Origin of the sequence: Streptococcus sp. DD04, assembly GCF_001578725.1 — a bacterium.
In the GTDB taxonomy this organism is placed as follows: domain Bacteria; phylum Bacillota; class Bacilli; order Lactobacillales; family Streptococcaceae; genus Streptococcus; species Streptococcus sinensis.
The window spans coordinates 249,718-267,587 of the sequence record NZ_KQ968977.1 but is presented as its reverse complement, the minus strand read 5'-3'; the positions used below and the strand labels follow the sequence as shown (position 1 = coordinate 267,587).

Here is a 17,870-nt window from a genome sequence, read left to right as displayed (position 1 = left end):
GCCGTTCGTCACCTGTTTACCAATAGTCAGGTAGCTGAAAATGTCTCCATCACGAATGTTGCTCTTGAAGACACAGAAGTAATGGTGACGAGTGATGCAGAGACTTTAGATAATATTGAGTATGTAGCGGCGATTTTACCGTCGAATGTAACGATTTCAGGGAACTACAGCGGTACGGTGCCGCTCCAAGCTGTTGATGCCAATGGAAATGTCATGCCTAGTGTTGTGACACCATTTGAAACAACCATAAAAGTAATCACAAAAGCAAAAAATTCAAACTCGTCATCCAGTTCGAAATCTGGATCAAGTTCGAGTTCGACTTCATCAAGCAAGTAAAGTAAAATTTGAAAGGAAATTTTTATAAAATGGGTAAATATTTTGGGACCGATGGTGTTCGTGGAGAAGCAAATGTAGAATTAACGCCAGAATTGGCTTTTAAGTTAGGTCGTTTTGGGGGCTACGTTCTAAGCCAACACGAAAGTGAAGTGCCTCGAGTCTTTGTTGGCCGCGATACACGTATCTCAGGAGAAATGCTGGAGAGCGCATTGATTGCGGGGTTGTTATCAGTCGGTATTCATGTTTATAAGCTTGGTGTGATTGCCACTCCGGGCGTGGCTTACTTGGTCAAGTCAGAAAAAGCTAGCGCTGGTGTCATGATTTCTGCCAGCCACAATCCTGCTCTTGACAACGGCATCAAATTCTTTGGTGGTGATGGATACAAATTGGATGATGAACGCGAACTAGAAATCGAAGCTCTGCTAGACGCCGAAGAGGATACGCTTCCGCGTCCAAGTGCAGAAGGTCTGGGAAGATTGATGGATTATCCAGAAGGCTTGCGGAAATATCAACAATATCTAGTTTCAACTGGTTTAGAGCTAGAAGGCTTGCATGTTGCCCTTGATACGGCAAATGGCGCAGCTTCAACCAGTGCCCGGCAAGTTTTTGCAGACTTGGGAGCCCAGTTGACAGTTATTGGGGAAAGCCCAGATGGTCTTAACATCAACTTAAACGTTGGCTCTACACATCCAGAAGCCTTGCAAGAAACAGTCCGTGAATCGGGAGCTGCGATTGGACTTGCTTTTGATGGGGACAGTGATCGTCTGATTGCCGTTGATGAAAATGGAGATATTGTAGATGGTGACAAGATTATGTATATCATTGGTAAATATCTTTCAGGGAAAGGTCAATTAGCCCACAATACGATTGTAACAACTGTTATGTCTAATCTTGGTTTCCACAAAGCCTTGGATCGCGAAGGAATCAATAAAGCGGTGACCGCTGTCGGCGACCGCTATGTGGTAGAAGAAATGCGGAAATCAGGCTACAATTTAGGCGGCGAGCAGTCTGGACATGTCATTATCATGAATTATAATACTACTGGAGATGGTCAATTGTCAGCGGTGCAATTAACAAAAGTGATGAAAGAAACTGGCAAGAGCTTATCTGAATTAGCTGCAGAAGTGACGATTTACCCACAAAAATTGGTCAATATCCGCGTCGAAAATGCCATGAAAGATAAGTCTATGGAAGTTCCTGCTATCAGAGAGATTATTGAAAAGATGGAAACTGAGATGGCAGGAAATGGCCGCATCCTTGTCCGCCCAAGTGGAACAGAGCCCCTTCTACGTGTCATGGCTGAAGCTCCAACTCATGAAGAAGTGGATTATTATGTCGATACGATTGCGGACGTCGTACGTGCCGAGATTGGCATTGAATAATTAGTTTCAGATTTAATTTTGTAGATACATCATTTGGGAGAAAAAGAGGCTTGAGATCAACTGATCTCAAGCCTTTTCTATGGAAAAGAAATCGGAGTATGAATAGAGAATCCCTTCTTTTTAACGCCTTAGCATTTTTTTAATTAAGCTAAGGATTTTAAACTTAAGAGGGTTTGGGTAGTAGCGGAAAGTTCCCATTTTTCGGACGATGAAGCCATTGAAGTTCTGCTTAAAGCGCAGAACGCCGTCAGATCCGTCGAAAATACCCATGATTCCGAGAAAATTATAAAATGGAATGCCTCTCTTGATGCTTTCGGTCATGACATATTCCTGCAGCAATGCTGGAGCGTAGAATTTGTTAAACTCAGGATAGGAGCCGCTGAAGAGATAGGTTGCTTCCTGGGGAGTATAGATAAAGAGGCTGGCAGCTAGGAACTGGTCTTGGTCGCCGTACTTGTCAATCAGCTCTTGAGCCTCTGCTTTGCGGGTTTCAAAGCTGTCAAACTGGCTGGAAAGCTCTCGCAGCTGATTTTGCTTCTTTTCAGATTGAGGATTTTTTTCCAAATCTGCCTGCAGTTTCTGGATTTTCTGGCCCAGTTTCTCTTGGTCTTTTTGTAAGTTCTGAAGATAGTCCTTGAAGTTGAGACTGGCTACCATAAAGTCCGCCTGCTGACCAAAGCTATCATAAAAATCTTGATAGTAGTCTAGTGGCTTGTCATCATATTCTCGTCGGTCAGAAGTGGCAGCTGTGATGTCTTTGAAAACACTGAGTTGGTCGCGTTCCAGTCTTTTTAGCTTGATACCAAAGGTATTCGCCTTTTTGACGGTCGCCTTGCCGTTTTTACTGAAGGACTTGAGCAAGTCTTTCTCCGTCAGACCAGTTAAGTCTTTGACATAATGCCAATCAGGCTCCCCGCCTGGATAGCCAGTCTGTAGGCCGTCAAAGTCAAAGCCCAAGTCAGTCAGTTGCTGGATAAGCTCGGCTTTTTCATCAGATGTGGGCTGGCCATTGCTGTCAAAGGTCTGATAAGTCTCGTAGGGCTTGATGATGAGTTCCAGAGTGCCTTCTTTTTTAGCGTAAGCCTGCAAAGCTTGATAGAAGGGAGTCAGGTATTGAGCATCGGTAGAGACAGGGCCGCAGTTGATTTCCATATGGAGGCCGCCAGTCATCGGCATACTGTAGAGGACAGCAGACACCACTACCTGTCCCTGCGGGTCAGTGTAGCCGACATACTGGGTACTGAAGCCACGCTTGCTCAGTAGCTCTGCCATTTCCACGGTCTGCATAAAAGAGCGTTGGGAGCTAGCTGAGGTATGCTGGATGAATTCTTCTTGGCTGAGAAGTTTAAAGGTCATAGGCTTCCTTTCTTTTAATGCTTGCTGCGCAGTTTCTTTCTGATAGTGTAGGCCAGATTGGAGAGGTGGTAAAGAGGATTGGTTGGCAGGTTAAACTCACCAGCAAATTCCTCAATGGTCGGATTGAACTTGGATTTAAAGCTGTAGAGACCGCCCTTGAGGTCGTTTTCGATTCCGCCCATATTTTGCCAATCCGCTCCACGCTCAAAAGCATGTTTGGCCGTTTCGTACCAAGTGATGATGGCAGGCTGGTAACGACGGTACTCCTCGTCCATTCCGGCATAGATATTTTCAGAGGTCTTGCCGTATTCTAGGACCAGCGTGCCAGACAGGGGAACGACAGCAGCACCTTGGCTGATTTTGTCCTGCAGAAAGTCAATTTCTTCTTGGAGGCGTTTCTGTTCTTGCTGGTTATTCTCAATCTTGCCGGGCTTGGTTTTCTCGGTAAATTTCTCTGCTTCTTTAAGTGCCTTGGTCAGCTGAGCCTGCAAGTCTTCCAAGCGTGCCTTTAGATCAATGCTGGACAAGGTGATGTAGGAGTGCTCAGGATAAGTATCCAAGAGTTTTTGGTAATAGTCTTTGTCTCGCAGATGAATGTTTTTTCTATTTTCCGTTTTCTTCATCAGGCCTGAAAAATCATCCAGTAATTCTGCTCCACCAAATTGGATTTGAATGCCTTTATTACGGGCTGTACGAATAGCCTGACGTGTGCTTTTAGAAAGCAGTTCTTCACTAAAATCTTCTTTATGAATATTGGCCTGCAAGCGAGGCTGAATGGTTTCATCCAGAGACTCGGTCCGTCCGACCCAGACAGCTCCAGCTTGCTGCAGCTGCTTGATAAGTTCAACTGTATCCGCCTTGTCTTGCAATGGTCCGCCCATCTTGCTTTCTGCCAGAAAGAGGCTGGGGTCAAATTTGACAAAAAGAGCTTTTTTCTCCTTGGCAAATTTCTTGAGCGACGCCAAAACAAAGGTCAGCAGCTCCTTGTCACTATAGTCCATGATGGGACCGCGCGGGATATAAAGCATAGTCATCCCCAAGGGCAGTGGTTTGATCAGGACACTGGCTGCAGCAACCAAGTGGCCGTCTTTATAGAAGCCTAAGCGTTCATTTTCCCAGTTGTCCTTGATCTGAGCCCAGGCTGCACTCTGCAGGAGATTGGCCTGCGGATGAGCCGTGACAAAATCGTCGTGTTCCTGAGCTGAAATTCCAATTTTGTAGCTGTACATTATTTTAAAACCCACTCTCTAATAGCGTGTGCTACGCCGGATTCTTCGTTCGACTTGGTGATGTATTTGGCGATTTTCTTGAGTTCCTCCCTGCCGTTTTCCATGACAACAGGAGAGCCGACTGCTTCCAGCATGGCGCGGTCATTTTCTTCATCACCGATAGCCATGGTCTGCTCCTTGCTCAAGCCAAGTTTTTCAGCCAGATGGAGGATAGCAGCTCCTTTATTGACAGTCTTTTTGACAATTTCCAGATAGAAAGGAGCTGATTTAACCAGTGTATATTTTTCGGCTAATTCCGGTGGCAGCTTAGCGATGGCCGCATCTAGAATTTCCGGTTCATCAATATACATGCACTTGACGATTTCTTTATCAGTCATTTCCTCAGGTGTGCGGTAGTAGACGGGCATGTTGACTAAGCTAGATTCATAGACCGTGTATTTTCCAATATTGCGGTTAGCTGTATAGATGCCGTCCTTGGTGATGGCATGCATGTGAACGCCTAATTTTCGTCCGAGCAGCTCGATATCCAGATAGTCGTCATAAGACAGTGTTTCTTTGATCAATTCTTCGCCTGTGACAGTATCCTGCACCAGTCCGCCGTTGAAGGTCACGACATAGTTGTCCGGCTGATTAAGCTTCAGGTCTTCCAGCAGTTTTTGGACACCGGGAATCGGACGGCCAGTTGCAATGACGATTTTGACACCGGCAGCTTTGGCATCCTGAACAGCGCTGAATACTTCAGGAGTGATTTCTCGTTTGTTATTTAAAAGGGTACCGTCAATGTCAACGGCAACTAATTTGATAGACATATTATTCTCCGTAGGTAAATTGGTCGTTTTTGATATAGTGCATAAAGGTCTGGTTTTTCTCGCTGAAAAGCCCAGTCTCTGCCAGCATTTCCTTAGGGAAGTAGAAGCGATTATCGCCCTGTCTGGTCCCGGCTAGCGAATGAACGATAGGTGACAGGCTGGATAGTTCTGCTAAGCTGCCATCTTTTTGCAGGATTTCAATCTGAGTCCGAGGTTTTTCAACATCAGGCCGATAGAAATCATAGGGCAAGTCAAAATTGCGATGGATAGCAGTATAGTAATCAGGATCAAAGCCAACTTGTCCAACAAGGTCTCGCATGATATCCAAATGTACTTCGTTTTCCTCAGAGAAGACGATGGACTTAAAGACCTTGCGGTTGATAAAACGCTGAGCTAAGTCAGATAAAATCTTGTCCGGACTAGTCATCCAAACTTGGAAATAGGTATTCATGACACCATCATCCAAGGCCAGATAATCCTGCAGGGTCACCCTGTTTTCAAAGAATGGAATGAGATTTGGCGATGACAGCGCAAAATAATCCTTCTGAGTTGGATAGAGAAACTTAGCCCGCTTGAGCAGATTTTGCAGTAAGACTTCCATAGCCCGGCTGGCTGGATGGAAATAGACCTGCATGTACATCTGGTAGCGACTGACGACATAGTCCTCCACCGCGTGCATGCCATTGCGCTTGAAGGCGATGCCGTTTTCTACTGGACAGATCACTCGCAGAATCCGAGTCAAATCGAATTGCCCATAGGAAGCGCCGGTGAAAAAGGAGTCTCGTAAGAGATAGTCCATCCGATCCACATCAATCTGGCTGGAAATCAGCTGAACCACCTGTTTATTAGGGTAAGTATGATTGATGACGCTAGCCACCTTTTCTGGGAAATCAGGTGAAACCTGCACCAAGGCGTGATTAATCTCTGTCTCAGGACTGGTGATGATTTGCCGTGTGATGTCCTCGTGATTAGTATCAAAGAGGCGCTCAAAAGTATGTGAATAGGCGCCGTGTCCCAAGTCATGCAGAAGAGCAGCCGTCATGGTCAGTAGGCTCTCGTGACTGTCCCAGACATTACTGTATTTTTCATTAAAAATATCGGTGATGCGCCGGGCGATCTCATAGGCTCCCAGACAATGCGAAAAACGGCTGTGCTCCCCGCCGTGAAAAGTATAGCCAGAAGTGCCCAGCTGTTTGATGCGGCGCAGCCGTTGAAATTCTTTGGTATTGATTAAATCATAAATGACCTGATGGTCCACATGAACGTAATTATGGACGGGATCTCGAAATACTTTTTCAACCATAGTCCTATTATATCATAAATACTCAGCGGACGAAATTCAAAGGGTGAGGTAGAAAGGGAGAATTCTACAGAAATTTTTGATAAAATAAGAGAAAGGAAAAAAGAAATGTGAGACAATAATGAAAATCAGAATGAGAAATCAAATCAAACTAGATGATCAAATAGAGTTGATTGACCAAATCTATGATGTAGAATGGACACAAAAAGGTGACTATCACTACTTGCTCTATAAGAATGAGGAGAAGGAGAAGGTAGTTTTGAAATTTAACGCCGATAAGCTGACCATGACCCGTTTTTCCAAGCCCAAGTCCATATTATCCTTTGTCAAAGACAGTCAGCATTTTGTGGCGATTCCAACACCGCTGGGAGCTCAACACTTTCTGACAGACACTCAGCATTATCACTTAGATGTCGAAAATCAGGCTTTGGAACTCCACTATGATTTAAAAAGAGCCGATGATGACCAGCTCTTCGCTTCCTATCAGATGAAAATCGAATGGAAAGAAGAAAAAATTGAAAACTAACTGCTCCGCCTTGAAAATTACAAGAATTTTGGTATAATAAATACACTCAAGGGAGTAGCTAACGGTCACACCGTTACAAGGTCGTCAATACGAAAGAAATTTCCGGCCTTGTATGAAATAGCGAGACTTGTTAATTAACAGGTCTCTTTTTTGTTTATTTTGAAAGAGGCCCATCAAAAGGAGGAGACATTTTGTCAAAAGAACAAAAGCGTCAAGCTTTTTATACTCAAAGTCCTGAGGAAGTTTTGCAAGCAATGGAAGCTTCCGAACAAGGATTGACCAGCAGCCAAGCCCAGCAACGTTTGGCGGACTACGGCCGTAATGAATTGGAAGAAGGAGAGAAAAAGACTCTCTTGATGAAATTCATTGAGCAGTTCAAGGATTTGATGATCATCATCCTGTTGGTGGCAGCAATTTTGTCTGTCGTCACATCAGGTGGTGAGGATATTGCAGATGCTATCATTATCCTAGCTGTGGTCATCATCAATGCCATCTTTGGTGTCTATCAGGAAGGCAAGGCAGAAGAAGCCATTGCAGCCCTTAAATCTATGTCCAGCCCAGCTGCGCGTGTCCTGCGTGATGGCCATGTCACTGAATTGGACTCCAAAGAATTAGTGCCTGGTGATGTCGTCAGATTGGAAGCCGGTGACATTGTCCCAGCAGATATGCGGCTTTTGGAAGCTAATTCCCTGAAAATCGAAGAAGCGGCTTTGACAGGTGAGTCTGTGCCCGTTGAGAAAGATTTGACTGTCGACGTAGCTGCAGATGCAGGTATTGGCGACCGTGTCAACATGGCCTTCCAAAACTCCAATGTCACTTACGGCCGAGGAGTAGGGGTTGTTGTCAATACAGGGATGTATACCGAAGTCGGTCATATCGCAGGTATGTTGCAAGATGCGGATGAGACTGATACACCGCTCAAGCAAAATCTCAATAGTCTGTCCAAGGTTCTGACTTATGCTATCTTGGTGATTGCTGCGGTGACCTTTGTAGTCGGTGTCTTCATTCAAGGGAAAGACCCACTTGGTGAACTGATGACTTCGGTTGCTCTTGCGGTTGCGGCGATTCCAGAAGGTCTGCCAGCTATCGTTACTATCGTCTTGGCTTTGGGAACTCAGGTTCTGGCTAAGCGGAATTCAATTGTCCGTAAGCTTCCTGCTGTTGAGACTTTAGGATCAACTGAGATTATCGCTTCAGATAAGACCGGTACCCTGACTATGAATAAGATGACGGTCGAAAAAGTCTTTTATGACGGGGTCCTGAATGAAGCTGGCCAAGATATTGAACTTGGTTTGGAGCTGCCGCTCTTACGTTCAGTTGTCTTAGCCAATGATACCAAGATTGACCAAGAAGGAAAGCTGATTGGTGACCCAACAGAAACAGCCTTTATCCAGTATGCTTTGGACAAGGGCTATGATGTTAAAGGCTTTTTAGAGAAATATCCTCGGGTAGCTGAGCTACCGTTTGATTCAGACCGTAAGCTCATGTCTACTGTCCATCCATTGCCAGATGGGAACTTCCTTGTGGCAGTAAAGGGGGCGCCAGATCAACTCTTGAAACGCTGTGTTGCCCGTGATAAGGCTGGAGATGTTGCAGCGATTGATGACGCTACTTCACAGCTGATTAAGTCTAATAACTCAGAAATGGCTCACCAAGCTCTGCGCGTGCTAGCTGGTGCCTACAAGATTATTGATGCAGTTCCGGCTGACTTAACTTCTGAAAATCTGGAAAATGATTTAATCTTTACTGGTTTAATCGGTATGATTGACCCAGAACGTGCCGAAGCAGCAGAAGCTGTTCACGTAGCCAAGGAAGCTGGTATTCGTCCAATCATGATTACTGGTGACCACCAAGACACAGCTGAAGCGATTGCTAAGCGCTTGGGTATCATCGATGCGGGAGATACTGAAGATCATGTCCTGACTGGTGCTGAGCTCAACGAGCTTTCTGATGCAGAATTCGAAAAAGTGGTTGGTCAATACTCTGTCTATGCGCGGGTTTCTCCTGAGCATAAGGTTCGTATCGTGAAAGCTTGGCAAAACCAAGGTAAGGTCGTTGCCATGACAGGTGATGGTGTCAATGACGCACCAGCTTTGAAGACAGCTGATATCGGTATCGGTATGGGTATTACAGGTACAGAAGTATCTAAGGGTGCTTCTGACATGATTCTGGCGGATGATAACTTTGCGACCATCATCGTCGCCGTAGAAGAAGGACGTAAGGTCTTCTCGAACATTCAAAAGACCATTCAATATCTTCTTTCAGCTAATACAGCTGAAGTGCTGACTATTTTCTTGGCAACTCTCTTTGGCTGGGATGTGCTACAGCCAGTTCATCTGCTTTGGATTAACCTAGTAACGGATACCTTCCCTGCCATTGCTCTGGGGGTTGAACCTGCTGAGCCAGGCGTCATGACTCACAAGCCTCGTGGTCGTAAGTCTAGCTTCTTCTCTGGTGGTGTCATGAGTTCCATCATCTACCAAGGATTGCTGCAAGGTGCTCTCGTTCTGTCCGTCTATGGCTATGCTATTGCCAATCCTGTTCATATCGGCGATGTAAAAGCGATTCATGCGGATGCCCTTACCATGGCCTTTGCGACTCTGGGGCTCATCCAGCTCTTCCATGCTTACAATGTAAAATCTGTTTACCAATCTATCTTTACAGTTGGTCCATTCAAGTCTAAGACCTTTAACTGGTCTATTCTGGTTTCTTTCATCCTCTTGATTTCAACCATTGTGATTGATCCACTTGAAAAGATTTTCCATGTGACCAAGTTAGATTTGACCCAATGGACTGTTGTCCTGATCGGCAGTTTCTCTATGATTATCATTGTTGAAATTGTTAAGTTCATCCAACGTAAATTAGGTATGGACAAGAATGCTATTTAACAGCAAAAAGTCATCTGCGGATGGCTTTTTTGCGTACAAGGCGGTATAATCAAATTCAAAGAAAGCAACCCGAAAGGACAGTAAAAGCATGTACCAAAATTTACGAAAGAAGTTGGAAGAAGCTTCTCCTTTATATTATGAGGAAGAAATCTTATGGTTGCTGGATCATATTGGTCATCCAGAAGCTGCAATCCGTGATGAGTTAGTCTTTTCGTCCTTAGCAAGGGGACTTCAGGCTGACCTGTTTTCAGTTGAACAGTTCCACTTCTTGGCTCAAGAAGCAGTCAAAAGACAAGGACTTTTTTACAAGAGTGACGAAAATGGTCAAGCCACCTTAACACGGTCCTTCACGGCTTTACTTTATGCTAATCTCTTAAACTGTGATGGTAATCCAGACTCTTCGTATTATCAGGCTTTATCAGTGCAAGAAAGAACATATTTACTAGATAAGGGGTTAACCTACTTGTCAGTAGAAAGAGATACAAGGGGTTACTCCAGGAAATACGGTTGGGTTCATGCCTTCGCTCATGGAGCAGACTTATTGACAGAAGTGGCTTGTCATCCGGACTTTCCCTCCAGTAGGATGCCAGAGATTCTAGAGGTCATTCATCAAGTTTTTAAAAGAGTTCCAATCCGTTTCAGAAATGATGAGGACTGGCGCTTAGCTCAGGTGCTCTATCAAGCTGTCTTACAGGAAAAACTGGCGCAGCATGAATTTAGACTGTGGCTTCAATCACAGAGTTTTCCATTAGAAAGCAACCAAGACTTCATTGCTTTTTCCAATTTTCGCTCCTGTTTATTAGAAGTCTATGTACAGTTGGACAGCAAAAAACAGCTCTCAGATGAGCTAAAAACTGTCATTCAACATTTCCATTACTGAACTTCAATCACTTTTAAAGCATCTCGCAGTTCGTCTGCCAGGTGTTTTTTCTTATAGTCTCAAAATTCGATTAAATCTTTAACAGTATTATAACGCTTGTGCAGGCGATACATTTGGGGAATCTTATACTGAGGAAAGGCATTAAAACCATTCCGAGTCAACTCCCTTTCACAGCTGTAGCCCAGAGGCCGCAGGTGGCAGGGGAAGGTGTCAATTGTATACATAGAGTGACGATGGTGGAGAAGGTCATAATAAAAGTCTTGATAGCGAACAAAATGCAGGGCAGTGGTAGGCAGACTTCTAGTTGATTTTTGAGCATTAAATTGCATGAATACTGTATTTCCCTTTGAAAATATCTCCTTAAATCCGCTCTTACCCTAAAAATTTGTTATAATAGAGAAAGAAAGATTTGAAGGGAGAAACTGATGTCTGTAAAGGTCAAAGACCTATTAAATAAAGTACGGCTTCATCTGATATACGGAGATGAAAATCTCTTAGAAAAAGAAATTCAGACTTCTGACATTTCTCGTCCAGGACTTGAAATGACGGGCTATTTTGATTACTACACACCTGAGCGTATTCAGCTAATCGGAATGAAAGAATGGTCTTATCTGATGAAGATGACCTCGCACAATCGTTATCAAGTGCTTTTGAAAATGTTTCAGCCTGAAACGCCTGTGGTTATTATTGCAAGAAAACTTGAAATTCCCGAGGAAATGCTCCAAGCTGCAGAAGAAAATAAGGTTGCTATCCTTAGAAGTAAGACACCTACCAGTCGCTTATCTGGTGAAATATCTAGTTATCTGGATTCACGCTTGGCAGAGCGGACCAGCGTCCATGGGGTTCTGATGGATATCTATGGTATGGGAGTACTGATACAGGGGGACAGTGGAATCGGTAAGAGCGAGACTGGCCTTGAACTTGTCAAACGAGGCCATCGTCTGGTTGCGGATGACCGAGTGGACATCTATGCCAAGGATGAGATGACCCTCTGGGGAGAGCCTGCTGAGATTCTGCGCCATCTTCTGGAAATCCGAGGAGTTGGGATTATCGATGTCATGAGTCTATACGGCGCCAGTGCGGTCAAGGATTCATCACAGGTTCAGATTGCGGTTTATCTGGAAAATTATGACTCACATAAAGCATTTGACCGTTTAGGAAATAACGCCGAGGAACTGGAAATTGCAGGGGTTGGTATTCCGCGTATCCGTATTCCTGTTAAGACTGGGCGTAATATTTCCGTTGTCATTGAAGCGGCAGCGATGAACTATCGGGCTAAGGAAATGGGCTTTGATGCTACTAAGATTTTTGAGGAACGCTTGACTAATCTGATTAGCCAGAATGAGGTGACAGATGCTTGATCCAGTAGCCTTTACAGTAGGTCCCTTCAGCATCCGTTGGTACGCTCTTTGTATTGTCAGCGGCTTGATTTTAGCAGTCTACTTAGCTATGAAGGAAGCTCCACGCAAGAAAATGATCCCAGATGATATTATAGACTTTATCCTGATTGCCTTTCCTTTGGCTATCCTTGGAGCGCGGCTTTACTATGTGATTTTTGAATGGTCTTATTATAGCAAGCAGCCTCTAATTGAGATTTTTCAGATTTGGAATGGAGGCTTGGCCATCTATGGCGGTTTGATAACCGGCGCCCTAGTCCTCTATTTCTTTTCACAGAGAAGGCTGATCAATCCCGTTGATTTTCTGGATATTGCGGCACCAAGTGTCCTGATTGCCCAGAGTATCGGCCGTTGGGGCAATTTCTTTAACCAAGAAGCCTATGGAGCAGCGGTCAAGAGTCTCAACTATCTGCCGTCTTTCATTCGCGACAATATGTACATAGACGGTGCTTACCGTCAGCCGACCTTTTTATACGAATCCGTTTGGAATTTACTTGGCTTTGTCTTGATACTGATTTTACGACGTAGGTCTAAATTCTTCCGTCAGGGAGAATTGGCAGCCTTTTACCTAATTTGGTACGGCTTTGGTCGGATGATTATCGAAGGTATGCGGACAGATAGTCTCATGTTCCTAGGTATTCGTGTATCTCAGTGGCTGTCTGTTGCCCTGATTTTACTGGGCCTTGGCATTATCATTTATCAGAGAAAAAAACAAGCCCCCTATTATCAAGAATGAGAGGAGAAAACTATGCTTGAAATTGCTTATACTTTAGTTGCTGTCGTATTGATTGTCTTTCTAATATACATGACCATTACCGTCAAAACTCTCGGCGATAAGGCTGGGAAAATGCTAGATGAGACAGAAAACACCATCAAAGTTTTGACTTCTGATGTCAATGTAACCCTACATCAAACCAATGATTTACTGGCTAAGGTCAACGTTCTGACAGATGATATAAACCAAAAGGTCGCAACCATTGACCCGCTATTTACGGCAGTTGCAGATTTATCTGAGTCTGTATCTGACTTGAATGATCAGGCTCGCACACTGAGCAAGAAGGCTGTTGCAGCCGGAAAAGGAACTGCGAAAACAACTGCAGGTTTAACTGCTCTTCGTTTTGCATCAAAATTATTCAAAAAATAAGAAAGTAGGTTTATTATGGGAAAAATTTCATCACTTTTGTTAGGTGCCGTTTCTGGTGCAGCAGCAGCGTACTTTCTGACCAGTAAAAAGGGAAAAGAAGTTACGGAAAAAGTACAAGATTTTGTCAGTGATTATCGGGAAAATCCAGACAAGACACATGAGGTAGTCGTCCAGTCAGTGAAAGATTTTTCTGACCAAGCTGTGAAGACCATCAACCAAACCAAAGAGAAGGTCGAAAAAGGTGAAATCACAGCCGAAACAGTGTTAGAATCTGTAAAAGACACCACTAAATCAGTGGTAGACTACTCACAGGACAAATTCCAAGAAATCAAAGAGAAATTTGAAAAAGAAGAGGAAATTTTTGAGGAAGTAGTCTCTGAGACGCTGACTGAAGAAGAGGAAACAACTCCTTCAGAAGAGATTATCATTGATTTAGAAACAGAAGCAAAAGAGAATGAGAAATAAAAAATAGGCCGGCATCCGCTGGCCTATCTTGATTTCTCTCAAAGAAAGCGTTATCATATAAATAAAGGAGGTGTCGGTATGAAAAATTTAAAAATACTTGTCTTGCTCGGTCTGGGCTGCTGCTTATTAGCTTGTTCTCAGCAGAAAGCTTCAGAGTCCCCTCAGTCTAGAAGCTCTGACTCTTCTTCTCAAGCTTCGAGCACGAGCCAACCTAGTTCTAAGCAATCTAGCACTAGCCAGAATTCCATTTCCTCAGAGTCGGAAAGCCCCAGCCAAAGCAGTGAAAATGGCAAGCAAGAGACACAGCCTTCCAGCAAAGAAGCAGCTCTTTCAATCAGAAAACGCTTGGAAGTCCCTATGCAGGTTCAGAGAGCTTGGAATACTTGTGCACCGACCTCTGTCAGTATGATTTTAGCTTACAAGGGGGTCAATGTCAGTCAGGAAGAATTGGCGCGAGCGATGGGAACCGACGAGACATTCGGTACCCATAATGTCAATGCTGTCCGTGTCTTAAATCAATATCTGTTTGGCTATGCGGAAGTGCCGGCAGGTCAAGCGGGCTACCATCTAGCGACGGTGAGCAGTAGTGCAAAGAATTCTGAAGATATGCGCCTTTTTAAGGAGCGCTTACGCAAGAATATTGATGATGGCTATCCTATGTATTATACAGTTAATAACGCTCTTCTCTATCCAGGCCGCAAGGGAGAGCACAATGTTGTGGGAACAGGGTACGAGCTATCGGTAGATGGCACTGATATCCTGGCTGTTTATTATCTAGATCCTTCTTATTTGGTTCAGGACCCTGTTTATGGAGGGTTGAAGAAGGTCAGTCCAGAAGAGTTATTGACTGCGATGGTTGCCTGCCAGGAGCCAAATTATGCTTGGTAAATATAAAAAAGAGGCTTTTCTAGCCTCTTTCTTTTCAAAATTGTAGGGACATAAATTAATTTTTAGCAGAATGTTTTTTTGCAAATGTTCTATAGAGCTGAATAGCAAACAAACTTGTTGCGATAGCAAGTACAAAAGCTATAAAAGCATTTACTTTGAAAGTCAAAAATATAAAACTAAATAAAACGGTTAAAACACAGAAAACAGCAATATTTAAAAAGAAGAACAATTCACTTAACTTTGGATCGGATTCAGCTTCAGGTAGATATTCTTGATAGAGTGGGGATTGTATAGTTTCATCTTGATAGGTATAGTCAATAGGGTCATCATATTGTCGGTATTTTCTTACGGGCATAATTCTCTCTCCTTCAGTACTCTATAATTTTACCATGTTTGTCTGTTTAAAATATTACAAAAACATTACAAAACGACTAAATTCGAATTAAGAATAGCCAGCAAATATTTTTTTGTTATAATAGATGGTATGAAAAAGATAATTATTACAGCTACAGCTGAAAGTGTAGAGCAAGTTGAGCAACTCTTACAGGCAGGAGTTGATAGAATTTATGTTGGTGAAAAAAATTATGGTCTTCGACTGCCCCATAATTTCACCTATGACGAATTAAATCGTATTTCTTCTCTAGTTCATCAGCACGGGAAAGAGTTGACAGTTGCCGTAAACGCTCTCATGCACCAAGATATGATGGATAAAATTAAGCCGTATTTAGACTATCTTAAAGAGATTGGGGTTGATTACATTACAGTCGGAGATGCAGGTGTTTTTTACGTCCTGCAGCGTGATGGCTACAATTTTAAGACTATTTATGATGCCTCTACTATGGTTACCAGCAGCCGTCAGATCAATTTTTGGGGCAAAAATGCTGGTGTCTCTGAAGCGGTTTTAGCGCGTGAAATCCCATCGGCTGAGCTCTTCAAGATGCCAGAGATTCTGGAAATTCCTGCCGAAATCTTAGTTTATGGTGCCAGTGTTATCCATCATTCGAAGCGACCTCTCCTGCAAAATTACTACAATTTTACGCATATAGATGATGAAAAGACCAGAGAAAGGGATCTTTTCTTGGCGGAGCCAAGTGACCCTAAAAGTCATTATTCGATTTTTGAAGACAATCACGGTACGCATATCTTTGCCAATAATGATCTGGATTTGATGACCAAATTGGGAGAATTAGTTGAACATGGATTTACCCACTGGAAGCTGGAAGGACTTTATACGCCAGGTCAGAATTTTGTCGAGATTGTCAAGCTCTTTATCCGAGCTCGTGACTTGCTTGAAAAAGGTGAATTTACGCATGACCAAGCTTTCTTGCTGGATGAGTTGGTTCATAAACTGCATCCGAAGAATCGTTTTCTGGATACTGGTTTTTATGATTATGATCCAGATATGGTAAAATAAATATAGGGCAACTGCATGTCCAGTTGCTTTTTTGATTTAATTCGAATGTCGAAATTAGAATTGTAAAAATAAAGTTGCTTATCTTGCTTTTAGCAGTAAATTGCTATAAAATAGATAAGGTTAAACATCAATACTTTTATATTGCAAATAGGAGAAAAGATGACAAAAAAATTAAAACGTCCAGAAGTACTCTCACCAGCTGGTACGTTAGAAAAGTTAAAAGTAGCTGTTCGTTATGGGGCAGATGCTGTTTTTATTGGTGGTCAAGCCTATGGTTTGCGCAGTCGTGCAGGGAACTTCACTTTTGAGCAAATGGAAGAAGGGGTTCAGTTTGCGGCTGAGTATGGTGCCAAGGTCTATGTGGCGGCCAATATGGTCATGCACGAAGGAAATGAAGCTGGAGCTGGAGAATGGTTCCGTCGTTTGCGGGATATCGGGATTGCGGCTGTTATTGTTTCTGACCCAGCCCTGATTGCCATCGCGGCATCAGAAGCGCCTGGCCTAGAAATTCACTTGTCGACTCAGGCTAGTGCAACCAACTATGAGACGCTTGAGTTTTGGAAAAATCTTGGTTTGACACGGGTCGTTTTGGCGCGTGAGGTTTCTATGGCCGAGCTAGCTGAGATTCGCAAGCGTACAGATGTTGAAATTGAAGCTTTCGTTCACGGGGCCATGTGTATTTCTTACTCTGGCCGTTGTACCCTTTCCAATCACATGAGTATGCGTGACGCTAACCGTGGTGGCTGCTCGCAATCTTGTCGTTGGAAATATGATTTGTACGACATGCCTTTTGGTCAAGAACGCAAGAGTTTACAGGGAGCTGTTCCAGAGGAATTCTCCATGTCTGCGGTCGATATGTCCATGATTGATCGGATTCCTGATATGATTGAAAATGGTGTCGATAGTTTGAAAATCGAAGGCCGGATGAAGTCCATTCACTATGTTTCGACGGTGACCAACTGCTACAAAGCAGCTGTGGATTCTTATTTGGAAAGTCCAGAAAAGTTTGAATCTATTAAGCAAGATTTGGTAGATGAAATGTGGAAAGTAGCCCAACGTGAGCTGGCCACTGGCTTTTACTATCATACACCAACTGAGAATGAGCAGCTTTTCGGAGCGCGACGTAAGATTCCAGAATACAAATTTGTGGCAGAAGTGGTTGCTTATGATGAGGCCACTCAAACTGCGACCATTCGCCAGCGGAATGTTATCCATGAAGGCGATCAGGTAGAATTCTACGGACCTGGTTTCCGCCATTTTGAAACCTACATTACTGACCTCCATGATGATCAGGGCAATAAGATTGACCGCGCACCAAATCCAATGGAATTGCTGACGATTACCGTTCCGCAGCCAGTCCAACCTGGTGATATGGTCCGTGCCCGCAAGGAAGGCTTAATCAATCTGTATAAAGAAGATGGCAGTAGTGTGACTGTTCGGGCTTAATTAGGAGTGAAGTCTGGAGTAATGTGCTCATCAAGTAGGCCTTGCCTACAAGGTGGATACGAATAGATAGCGGAAGTCCTTATTCTAAAAATTCTGCTATTGCTTTTAAAAAATAAAACTCTTCAAATCGCTTTTGATTTGAAGAGTTATTTTTTGAATTTGCGGCTTTCGAGCCCAATATCTTTTCTTTGGGCTTCACGGATGTTATTGGGGACTAGACTGATGCGCTGGATATCAGGCACACGGATGATGGTCGTCATGCTTTTTTTGAAATTCTTGACAATTAATTGTTGGCGGTCACGGTCATATTTGACAATATCGCCAGTAAAATTCTTATCCAGAAAAATAACATGGACACCAGAATTTTTCCGCAGGGCCAAGTCAATCGTACGCAGAATATGACTGTTGTC

Annotated in this window: 18 protein-coding genes and 1 pseudogene; 12 read left to right on the top strand and 7 right to left on the bottom strand. The window is 43.5% G+C overall.

The window, feature by feature from the left end:
• Window positions 1-336 (top strand): YbbR-like domain-containing protein (locus STRDD04_RS04030; protein WP_269450145.1); only part of this gene is annotated, 336 nt, incomplete at its 5' end.
• A 29-nt stretch (window positions 337-365) separates the two neighbouring features.
• Complete coding sequence (gene glmM, locus STRDD04_RS04025) at window positions 366-1,718, top strand: phosphoglucosamine mutase (RefSeq protein WP_062199555.1); 1,353 nt, start codon at window positions 366-368, stop codon at window positions 1,716-1,718.
• A 120-nt stretch (window positions 1,719-1,838) separates the two neighbouring features.
• Here the strand turns inward: glmM and STRDD04_RS04020 are convergent, their stop codons facing one another.
• Genes STRDD04_RS04020 through STRDD04_RS04005 form a run of 4 tightly spaced genes read right to left on the bottom strand, consistent with a single transcriptional unit; the run spans window position 1,839 to window position 6,415 of the window.
• Window positions 1,839-3,074, bottom strand: coding sequence for an aminoacyltransferase (locus STRDD04_RS04020; RefSeq protein ID WP_062199554.1), 1,236 nt, complete (start codon window positions 3,072-3,074; stop codon window positions 1,839-1,841).
• 14 nt (window positions 3,075-3,088) lie between these two features.
• Window positions 3,089-4,303: an aminoacyltransferase gene (locus STRDD04_RS04015; RefSeq protein WP_062199552.1), complete on the bottom strand. Its 1,215-nt coding sequence runs from the start codon at window positions 4,301-4,303 to the stop codon at window positions 3,089-3,091.
• A complete protein-coding gene (gene yidA / locus STRDD04_RS04010; protein ID WP_062199549.1) occupies window positions 4,303-5,112 on the bottom strand; it encodes a sugar-phosphatase in 810 nt (269 codons plus the stop codon). The genes STRDD04_RS04015 and yidA overlap by 1 nt, the downstream gene beginning before the upstream one ends.
• Window position 5,113: 1 nt before the next feature.
• On the bottom strand, window positions 5,114-6,415 hold the full coding sequence (locus tag STRDD04_RS04005) for an HD domain-containing protein (RefSeq protein ID WP_062199547.1): 1,302 nt from the start codon (window positions 6,413-6,415) through the stop codon (window positions 5,114-5,116).
• Between the two features lie 118 nt (window positions 6,416-6,533).
• Here STRDD04_RS04005 and STRDD04_RS04000 point away from each other — a divergent pair, with 118 nt between their 5' ends.
• From STRDD04_RS04000 to STRDD04_RS03990, 3 genes are all read left to right on the top strand, one after another.
• Window positions 6,534-6,938 (top strand): YwiB family protein, encoded by a 405-nt coding sequence (locus tag STRDD04_RS04000; protein WP_062199545.1) that lies wholly within the window; start codon window positions 6,534-6,536, stop codon window positions 6,936-6,938.
• A gap of 191 nt (window positions 6,939-7,129) precedes the next feature.
• The gene (locus STRDD04_RS03995) at window positions 7,130-9,826 is read left to right on the top strand and encodes a cation-translocating P-type ATPase (protein WP_062199543.1); all 2,697 of its coding nucleotides are present in this window, start codon (window positions 7,130-7,132) and stop codon (window positions 9,824-9,826) included.
• Window positions 9,827-9,914: 88 nt separating this feature from the next.
• Window positions 9,915-10,706 (top strand): DUF2785 domain-containing protein, encoded by a 792-nt coding sequence (locus STRDD04_RS03990; protein ID WP_062199542.1) that lies wholly within the window; start codon window positions 9,915-9,917, stop codon window positions 10,704-10,706.
• Here the strand turns inward: STRDD04_RS03990 and STRDD04_RS11680 are convergent.
• Window positions 10,700-11,038 (bottom strand): annotated as a pseudogene (locus STRDD04_RS11680) (phosphoesterase); the annotation flags it as partial. The gene STRDD04_RS03990 and the pseudogene STRDD04_RS11680 sit on opposite strands and share 7 nt — an antisense overlap.
• A 93-nt stretch (window positions 11,039-11,131) precedes the next feature.
• On the opposite strand from STRDD04_RS11680, the gene hprK reads away from it, so the two are divergent.
• The 5 genes from hprK (at window position 11,132) to STRDD04_RS03960 (ending at window position 14,600) form a co-directional block, all read left to right on the top strand.
• Window positions 11,132-12,067, top strand: a complete 936-nt coding sequence (gene hprK, locus STRDD04_RS03980) for an HPr(Ser) kinase/phosphatase (RefSeq protein ID WP_037616842.1) — start codon at window positions 11,132-11,134, stop codon at window positions 12,065-12,067.
• Window positions 12,060-12,839, top strand: a complete 780-nt coding sequence (gene lgt / locus STRDD04_RS03975; RefSeq protein WP_062199540.1) for a prolipoprotein diacylglyceryl transferase — start codon at window positions 12,060-12,062, stop codon at window positions 12,837-12,839. Before hprK ends, lgt begins: the two co-directional genes overlap by 8 nt.
• 12 nt (window positions 12,840-12,851) lie before the next feature.
• Window positions 12,852-13,247: a DUF948 domain-containing protein gene (locus tag STRDD04_RS03970; RefSeq protein WP_062199539.1), complete on the top strand. Its 396-nt coding sequence runs from the start codon at window positions 12,852-12,854 to the stop codon at window positions 13,245-13,247.
• A gap of 15 nt (window positions 13,248-13,262) precedes the next feature.
• Window positions 13,263-13,712 carry a YtxH domain-containing protein gene (locus STRDD04_RS03965; RefSeq protein WP_037616835.1) on the top strand — a complete coding sequence of 150 codons (450 nt, stop codon included), beginning with the start codon at window positions 13,263-13,265 and terminating at the stop codon, window positions 13,710-13,712.
• Window positions 13,713-13,790: 78 nt separating this feature from the next.
• A complete protein-coding gene (locus STRDD04_RS03960; protein WP_062199538.1) occupies window positions 13,791-14,600 on the top strand; it encodes a C39 family peptidase in 810 nt (269 codons plus the stop codon).
• Window positions 14,601-14,655: 55 nt separating this feature from the next.
• Here STRDD04_RS03960 and STRDD04_RS03955 read toward each other — a convergent pair whose 3' ends face one another.
• Window positions 14,656-14,955, bottom strand: a complete 300-nt coding sequence (locus STRDD04_RS03955) for a DUF3270 family protein (protein ID WP_062199537.1) — start codon at window positions 14,953-14,955, stop codon at window positions 14,656-14,658.
• A 129-nt stretch (window positions 14,956-15,084) separates the two neighbouring features.
• Here STRDD04_RS03955 and STRDD04_RS03950 point away from each other — a divergent pair, with 129 nt between their 5' ends.
• Both STRDD04_RS03950 and STRDD04_RS03945 read left to right on the top strand, forming a co-directional pair.
• Entirely contained in the window at window positions 15,085-16,014 is a 930-nt protein-coding gene (locus STRDD04_RS03950) for a peptidase U32 family protein (RefSeq protein WP_062199535.1), read from the top strand.
• A 159-nt stretch (window positions 16,015-16,173) separates the two neighbouring features.
• The gene (locus tag STRDD04_RS03945; RefSeq protein ID WP_062199533.1) at window positions 16,174-17,460 is read left to right on the top strand and encodes a peptidase U32 family protein; all 1,287 of its coding nucleotides are present in this window, start codon (window positions 16,174-16,176) and stop codon (window positions 17,458-17,460) included.
• 146 nt (window positions 17,461-17,606) lie between these two features.
• Here the strand turns inward: STRDD04_RS03945 and STRDD04_RS03940 are convergent.
• Window positions 17,607-17,870 (bottom strand): hypothetical protein (locus tag STRDD04_RS03940; RefSeq protein ID WP_062199531.1); only part of this gene is annotated, 264 nt, incomplete at its 5' end.